The organism is Trueperaceae bacterium (assembly GCA_019454765.1).
GTDB lineage: Bacteria > Deinococcota > Deinococci > Deinococcales > Trueperaceae > JAAYYF01.
In genome coordinates, this window is sequence record JACFNR010000009.1 from 68,738 (window position 1) to 74,815 (window position 6,078).

The following is a 6,078-nucleotide window of genomic DNA, read 5'->3' on the forward strand; positions in this document are numbered from 1 at the left end:
GGGGCTATACTCACCGGGTGCCCAAGGTGAGACTCGCCCCCTCCATCCTCTCCGCCGACTTCGGGCGGCTGGCGGAGGCGGTGGCGGCGGTGGGCGCCGCCGGCGCCGACCGCGTTCACGTCGACGTCATGGACGGTCACTTCGTCCCCAACATCACCATCGGGCCCGCCGTGGTGGCGGCCCTCAAGCGCAACACCGACCTGCCGCTCGACGTCCACCTGATGATCGAGGCGCCGGAGCGGTACGTTACGAGCTTCGTCGACGCCGGCGCCGACTGGGTGACGGTCCACGCGGAGGCGAGCGTTCACTTGCACCGCCTCCTCGCCCAGGTCCGCGACACGGGCGCCAAGGTCGGCCTGGCCCTCAACCCGCTCACGCCCCTCGCCGTGCTGGAGCTGGCGCTCCCCTACCTCGACCAGGCCCTGATCATGAGCGTCAACCCCGGCTTCGGGGGCCAGGCGTTCATCCCCGCCTCCGTCGGGCGCGTCGAGACGGTCAAGCGCATGCGCGACCGCATGAACCCGAACTGCCTCATCGAGGTGGACGGCGGCGTGAGCGTGAAGACCGCGCCGGCCCTGGCGGCGGCGGGCGCCGACGTGCTGGTGGCGGGCAGCGCCGTGTTCGGCGGCCACGGCACGGTCGCCGAGAACATGGCCGCGCTGCGCGTTGCGGCCAACCCCGAACCAGAGTGAGAGTCGGCTGACGGGGGCCGCTCAGGCGGCGTGGAAGCGGCCGAGGCTCCGGAAGCGCTCGTAGCGCGAGGCCAGCAGCTCCTCGGGGGTGAGGGGCGCGAGCCGCTCCAGCTCCTCCAGCAGCGCGTCCTTCACGAGGCCGATGGCGGCCTCGCGGTCGTTGTGGGCCGCCCCGAGCGGCTCGTCTATCACGCGGTCCACCACGCCCAGCCCCACCAGGTCGCGCGCGGTCAGGCGCAGCGCCTCGGCGGCCTTCTCGGCCTCACCCGCGTCGCGCCACAGGATGGCGGCGCACGACTCCGGGCTGATCACCGAGTAGATGGCGTTCTCGAGGATGAGGACGCGGTTGGCCACGCCTATGGCGAGCGCGCCGCCGGAGCCCCCCTCACCGATGACCACGCTGACGGCCGGCACGGTCAGGAGGCTCATGCGCCGGATGCTCTCGGCGATCACCCACGCCTGCCCCTGCTCCTCCGCCGCCAACCCGGGGTAGGCGCCGGGCGTGTCGATGAGCGTCACGACCGGCAGGCGGAACTTGTCGGCCAGGTCGAAGATGCGCATGGCCTTGCGGTAGCCGCTCGGGTGGCTCATGCCGAAGTTGCGGTGGATGTTCTCCTTGGTGTCGCGCCCCTTCTGCTGGGCTATCACCGCCACGCTCACGCCCCCGAGCCGCGCCAGGCCGGCCACGATGGCGGGGTCGTCGCCCAGGGTCCGGTCGCCGTGCAGCTCCGTGAAGCCCTCGAAGGCGTGCTGGAGGTAGTCGAGGCCCGTCGGTCGGCCGGGCGCCCGCGCGACCTGCACCCGCTGCCAGCGCGACAGGCCGGCGTAGGTATCGCGCTTCAGGCGGTCGAGCCGGCTCTGCAACGCCTCGATCTCGCTGCCGAGGTCGAGCTGCTGCTCCTCGGCGTAGGTCCGCATGTCGCGGATCTTGAGCTCCAGGTCGTCGATCGGCTTCTCAAACGGCAGCGACACGGCTCACCTCTTGGGCGGGCAGCGGCAGGCCGCCCGCGAGGAGCGTCAGGACCTCGACCAGGCGCCCCTTCAAGGCGCGGCGGTCGACGACGTCGTCGACCATCCCCTTCTGAAGCAGGAACTCGGCGCGCTGGAAGCCGTCGGGGAGGTCCTGCCTGATGGTCTGCTGGATGACGCGCGGGCCCGCGAACGAGATGAGCGCGCCGGGCTCGGCGAAGATGACGTCGCCCAGCGTGGCGAACGACGCCGTCACGCCCCCGGTGGTGGGGTCGCTGAGGACGCTGACGTAGGGTAGGCGGCGCTTGGCGAGCGCCTGCAGGGCCATGGTCGTCTTGGCCATCTGCATGAGCGACAGGGCGCCCTCCTGCATGCGCGCCCCGCCCGAGGCGGTCACCGCCACGAGGGCGCGCTCCTCGGCCGCCGCCCGCTCGGCCGCCCGGGCGATCTCCTCGCCAACCACCGAGCCCATCGAGCCGGCCATGAAGAAGAAGTCCATCACCACCAGCGCCACCGGCCGGCCGCCCATCTCGCCCGAGCCGGTGACGATGGCGTCGGGCCGCCCCTGCTTCTGCTGAGCCTTCTCGAGGCGCTCCACGTACGGCTGGGCGTCCTCGAAGTCGAGCGGGTTCTCGGGCACGATGCCGCCCGACCACTGCTCGAAGGTCCCCTCGTCGATGAGCAGCGCCGTGCGCGCCTCGACCGGCATGCGGTAATGGTGCCCGCACTCGGGGCAGATGTAGGTGTTGGCTACCAGGTCCTTGCGGTAGATCTGGGCGTGGCAGTTCTCGCACTTGAGCCACAGGCCCGCGGGGCTGTTGTCGTCCTCGGTCTTGGTGGGGCGGCTCCTACGGAACCAACGCTCAAGCGCCATCGCCGCTCCAGGGCCGCGCGCCCTTCGCGCCGCGACGGGTTGCAGTGGTGAGACAACGGACGGGCACGCCGCATGATAGCAGCCAGGTCGCGCCCCCCGAGCGGATGCGCTTGTCCGAGCGCGTCAGCGCGCCCCGGCGGGCCTCACGGCTCGACGATGAGGGCGGCCAGCTCGGCCGGCGTGTGCGCCGCCGGCGCGTCGGCCCTAGGAGTGGTCGCGGCCGTGGCGGCGCCCGTGGGCCGATCCGCCGAGGTGCTCGCGGTGGCCGCGTCCACGGGCGTGGGGTCGCTCGGCGGGTCGGTCGGCGCCCGGCCCGCCGGCGCGGCGGCCGGGGTGGCGGGCGCCGCGGTCATCTCGCTGCGGCCCGTGAAGCGCGCCCCGTCCTCGATGTCGAGGGCGGCGGCGCGCACGTCGCCCACCAGCTCGCCGCCCTTCCAGATCTCCACCTTGCCCGTCGCCTCGAGGTGGCCGGCCGTGACCCGGCCGATGATCTTGACGTGGTCGGCCCTGAGGTCGTCGCACTCGACGACCCCCGACTCGGCGACCTCGAGGACGCCCCTCACCGTCACGTCGCCGCGCACCGTGCCGTGGACGCGCACCCGCCCCTCGGCGGTGAGCTTCCCTTCCACCACGGTGCCCTGGTGGATGTACGTGAACAGCTCCCGGGTCTCCGGCGGCTTGGCGTCTCGTCTCTTGAACATCGGGCCTCCTTCCACGGCGGTGCGCTGTCGCCCGCACCTGTTGAGGGTACCCCCGGTGCGTCGTATCCTACGGGAATGGAGAGCGCCAAGGTCGTCCTCGTCACGAACGTCGGCGGGGGTTATGGCAGGGCCGTGGCGTTGGCGTACGGTCGGTCGCAGTACCACGTCGTGTGCGCCGACCGCGACGTGGACCTCGCGGCCAAGACGGCCGCCGAGGTCGAGGAGCTGGGGGGCCAGGCCATCCCCATCCAGACCGACATGACCACGCAGATGGACGTGCTCGGCGCGTACCACAAGGTCATGGAGATCTTCGGCGCCCTCGGCGGCGTCGTCCACCTGGCGTCGCAGGTCAGCACAACCCCGTTCGAGGACCTGGCCGAGGGCGAGTTCCTCGAGCTCGTCGCGGAGAACGTCCGCTCGACCTACCTGGCGCTCAAGGCCGCCGCGCGGCTCCTGCCGGGCGGTTGGGTGGTCGTGGTGGCGCCGCCCACGCTGGGGGCGGTGCAGATGCACGCCGTCCGCGGCGCCCTCAGGGAGATGGTCCACGGTTTCCGCGACCGCTTCGCCCACCCGCGCGTGAACCTGGTGCTTCCCTCCCGGTCGCCGTCGGACCCGCGCCACGACCAGGCGTTGGTGCGGGCGGTGCGTTACCTGGGTTCGCCAGACTCCACCGGCGTCAGCGGTCAGGTGCTCGACGTGGAGCTGCCGCAGCCGCCCCGCATCGCCGAGAACCTGCTGCCCGAGGTGCGCGCCGCGCTCGATCTCAGCGTCAGGCAGACCGAGGACGGTTGGGCCGAGTGGGCGGACGAGGAGGAGCTCGACGACGCCGCGCTGGTGGGCGCGCCGGGCCTGCGGCGGCCGGGCAGGCGCCGGGCGGGCGGCGAAGTCCGCTGGGAGGACGCCCCGAGCGAGGGTTACGGTGCCAACGGCGCGGGCCGGCGCGGCGCCGACGATCGCCTCGCCGCCTTGGGCGCCGGCGCGGTCGACCTGCGTGGGGCCGGCGGCTCGCTGCCCGAGGCGGACGACGACCTGGATGACTCGGGCGACTACGACGACGACTCGGAGCTGTGGGCCGCCGACCTGGGCCTGCCGGAGGGTCCGGCCCTGCGTCACCTGGTGGCCGACGAGGAGGGCGCCGGCTGGGATCAGGCGTACGCCTCGGGGGTGGAGCCGGCCGACGAACTGTACGGCGACCTGCGCCGCCTCGAGGGGCTGGCCGTCGCCGACGGCGACGGCCCGGCGCCGCGCGACGACGGGGCGTGGCCGCCCGGGCCGCGCCGCCAGCCCTGAGCCCCCGTGCGCTGCCCGTACTGTTCCGCCGAGGACACGCGCGTGATCAACTCGCGGCCGTCCGACGAGGGCGCCGCCATAAGGCGCCGGCGCGAGTGCGTTGCGTGCTCGCGGCGCTTCACCACCTACGAGCGGGCGCAGTTCGAGGCGCTGCTGGTGCGGAAGCGCTCGGGTAGGCTCGAGGCGTTCAACCCCGACAAGCTGCTCGGCAAGCTCCGCATCGCCTGCAACAAGCGGCCGGTGGGCGAGAAGCAGTTGCGGGAGTTCGCCTACTCGTTCGAGGACGAGACGGGCACGCCGGAGATCGCCAGCGAGGAGATCGGGCGTCGCGTGCTCGAGTTCCTGCAGGAGACCGACAGCGTGGCGTACATACGCTTCCTGAGCGTGTACGGCGACTTCGAGTCGGTGGGGCGCTTCATCGAGGAGATCAAGCAGCTCAACGACAAGGAGGGCGCCAAGGAGTGACGGCGCGGCGGCTCGCGCGCGGCGCGCTTCAGGCGTCCCACGCGACAGTCGAGCCGTCCGGACCCTTGCTGACGACCAGCCGGGCGGGCAGCCTCTCGCTCAGCTCCGGCACGTGCGTGATGACACCCACCATGCGCCCCTCCTTCGTCAACGCCTCCAGCACGGCCGTTACGCTGTCGAGGGTGGCGCGGTCCAGCGTCCCGAAGCCCTCGTCGAGGAAGAGCGCGCCCAGTGACGCGTTGCCGGCGAGCGTGTCGGACAGCGCCAGCGCCAGCGCCAGGCTGGCCACGAAGCTCTCGCCGCCCGACAGGGTGCGGGCGCTGCGCAGCTCCCCGCCCGCCCAGGCGTCGGCCACCAGGTAGTCGCCGTCCAGCAGGTGCAGGTCGAAGCGGCCGTCGGTCACGAGCCTCAGGGTGGCCGAGGCGCGGCGCGCCAACCGCTGCTGCACCTGGGTCATCAGGTACTCCTGGAAGCGGTCGCCGCGGAGGTCGAGCGCCAGTTGGCGGTGCAACTCGTGCTTGGCGCGGGCCGCCTCGAGCTCGCGGCGCAGCTCGCCCTTCCGCTCCAGCCGCTCCGTGACGCTCGCGAGGCGGTGGAGCGCCGACCCGAGCTCGCCCGCCACCTCGCCCTGCCGGGCGCGGGCCGCGGCGAGTTCGGCCTCCAGGCGCGTCACGGCGGCGGGCGCGCCGCTCCCCTCGGCGTCGACCAGGGGCGGCAGGGCCGCCTGCTCGGCGCGGGCGTCGCGCTCACCGCGCGCCACCGCCTCGCTCTCCCGCTCGTGCTCCGCCACGCGGGCGGCCAACGCCTCCAGCGCCCGCTGGTCGCGCAGCGCCGCGCGCGCCTCGGCGGCGTCGGCGAAGCCGCCGGCGGCGGTGGCCGCGGCCACGGCGCTCGCGGCCGCGTCGGCGGCGACCCGCGCCTCCTCCGCCGCGAGCCTCTTGGCCGCCAGGGCGTCCGCCGCTCGCTCCGCCTCGTGGGCGGCGCGTTCGGCCGCGGCGCTCGCCATGTTCGCCGCCTCCGCGAGCGCGGCGATCTCGTCCTTGAGGGCGCGGATGGCGCCGCTCGGGTCCGCCTGGGCCGCGCCCAG

General features: G+C 73.7%; 7 protein-coding genes. 3 read left to right on the forward strand and 4 right to left on the reverse strand.

Going from position 1 to position 6,078, the window contains the following annotated elements; genetic code table 11:
* Positions 1-17: 17 nt before the first annotated feature.
* Entirely contained in the window at positions 18-692 is a 675-nt protein-coding gene (locus H3C53_04675) for a ribulose-phosphate 3-epimerase (GenBank protein MBW7915966.1), read from the forward strand.
* Between the two features lie 21 nt (positions 693-713).
* Here H3C53_04675 and H3C53_04680 read toward each other — a convergent pair whose 3' ends face one another.
* From H3C53_04680 to H3C53_04690, 3 genes are all read right to left on the reverse strand, one after another.
* Complete coding sequence (locus H3C53_04680; protein MBW7915967.1) at positions 714-1,664, reverse strand: acetyl-CoA carboxylase carboxyltransferase subunit alpha; 951 nt, start codon at positions 1,662-1,664, stop codon at positions 714-716.
* Positions 1,648-2,535 carry an acetyl-CoA carboxylase carboxyltransferase subunit beta gene (locus H3C53_04685; protein ID MBW7915968.1) on the reverse strand — a complete coding sequence of 296 codons (888 nt, stop codon included), beginning with the start codon at positions 2,533-2,535 and terminating at the stop codon, positions 1,648-1,650. The genes H3C53_04680 and H3C53_04685 overlap by 17 nt, the downstream gene beginning before the upstream one ends.
* Before the next feature lie 143 nt (positions 2,536-2,678).
* Complete coding sequence (locus H3C53_04690; GenBank protein ID MBW7915969.1) at positions 2,679-3,236, reverse strand: polymer-forming cytoskeletal protein; 558 nt, start codon at positions 3,234-3,236, stop codon at positions 2,679-2,681.
* A gap of 75 nt (positions 3,237-3,311) precedes the next feature.
* On the opposite strand from H3C53_04690, the gene H3C53_04695 reads away from it, so the two are divergent.
* Positions 3,312-4,526 carry an SDR family NAD(P)-dependent oxidoreductase gene (locus H3C53_04695; protein ID MBW7915970.1) on the forward strand — a complete coding sequence of 405 codons (1,215 nt, stop codon included), beginning with the start codon at positions 3,312-3,314 and terminating at the stop codon, positions 4,524-4,526.
* Positions 4,527-4,532: 6 nt separating this feature from the next.
* The gene (nrdR, locus tag H3C53_04700) at positions 4,533-4,991 is read left to right on the forward strand and encodes a transcriptional repressor NrdR (protein MBW7915971.1); all 459 of its coding nucleotides are present in this window, start codon (positions 4,533-4,535) and stop codon (positions 4,989-4,991) included.
* A 28-nt stretch (positions 4,992-5,019) separates the two neighbouring features.
* On the opposite strand, the gene H3C53_04705 is transcribed toward nrdR, so the two are convergent.
* Positions 5,020-6,078, reverse strand: a 1,059-nt coding sequence (locus H3C53_04705; GenBank protein ID MBW7915972.1) for an SMC family ATPase, incomplete at its 5' end; no start/stop codon positions are given.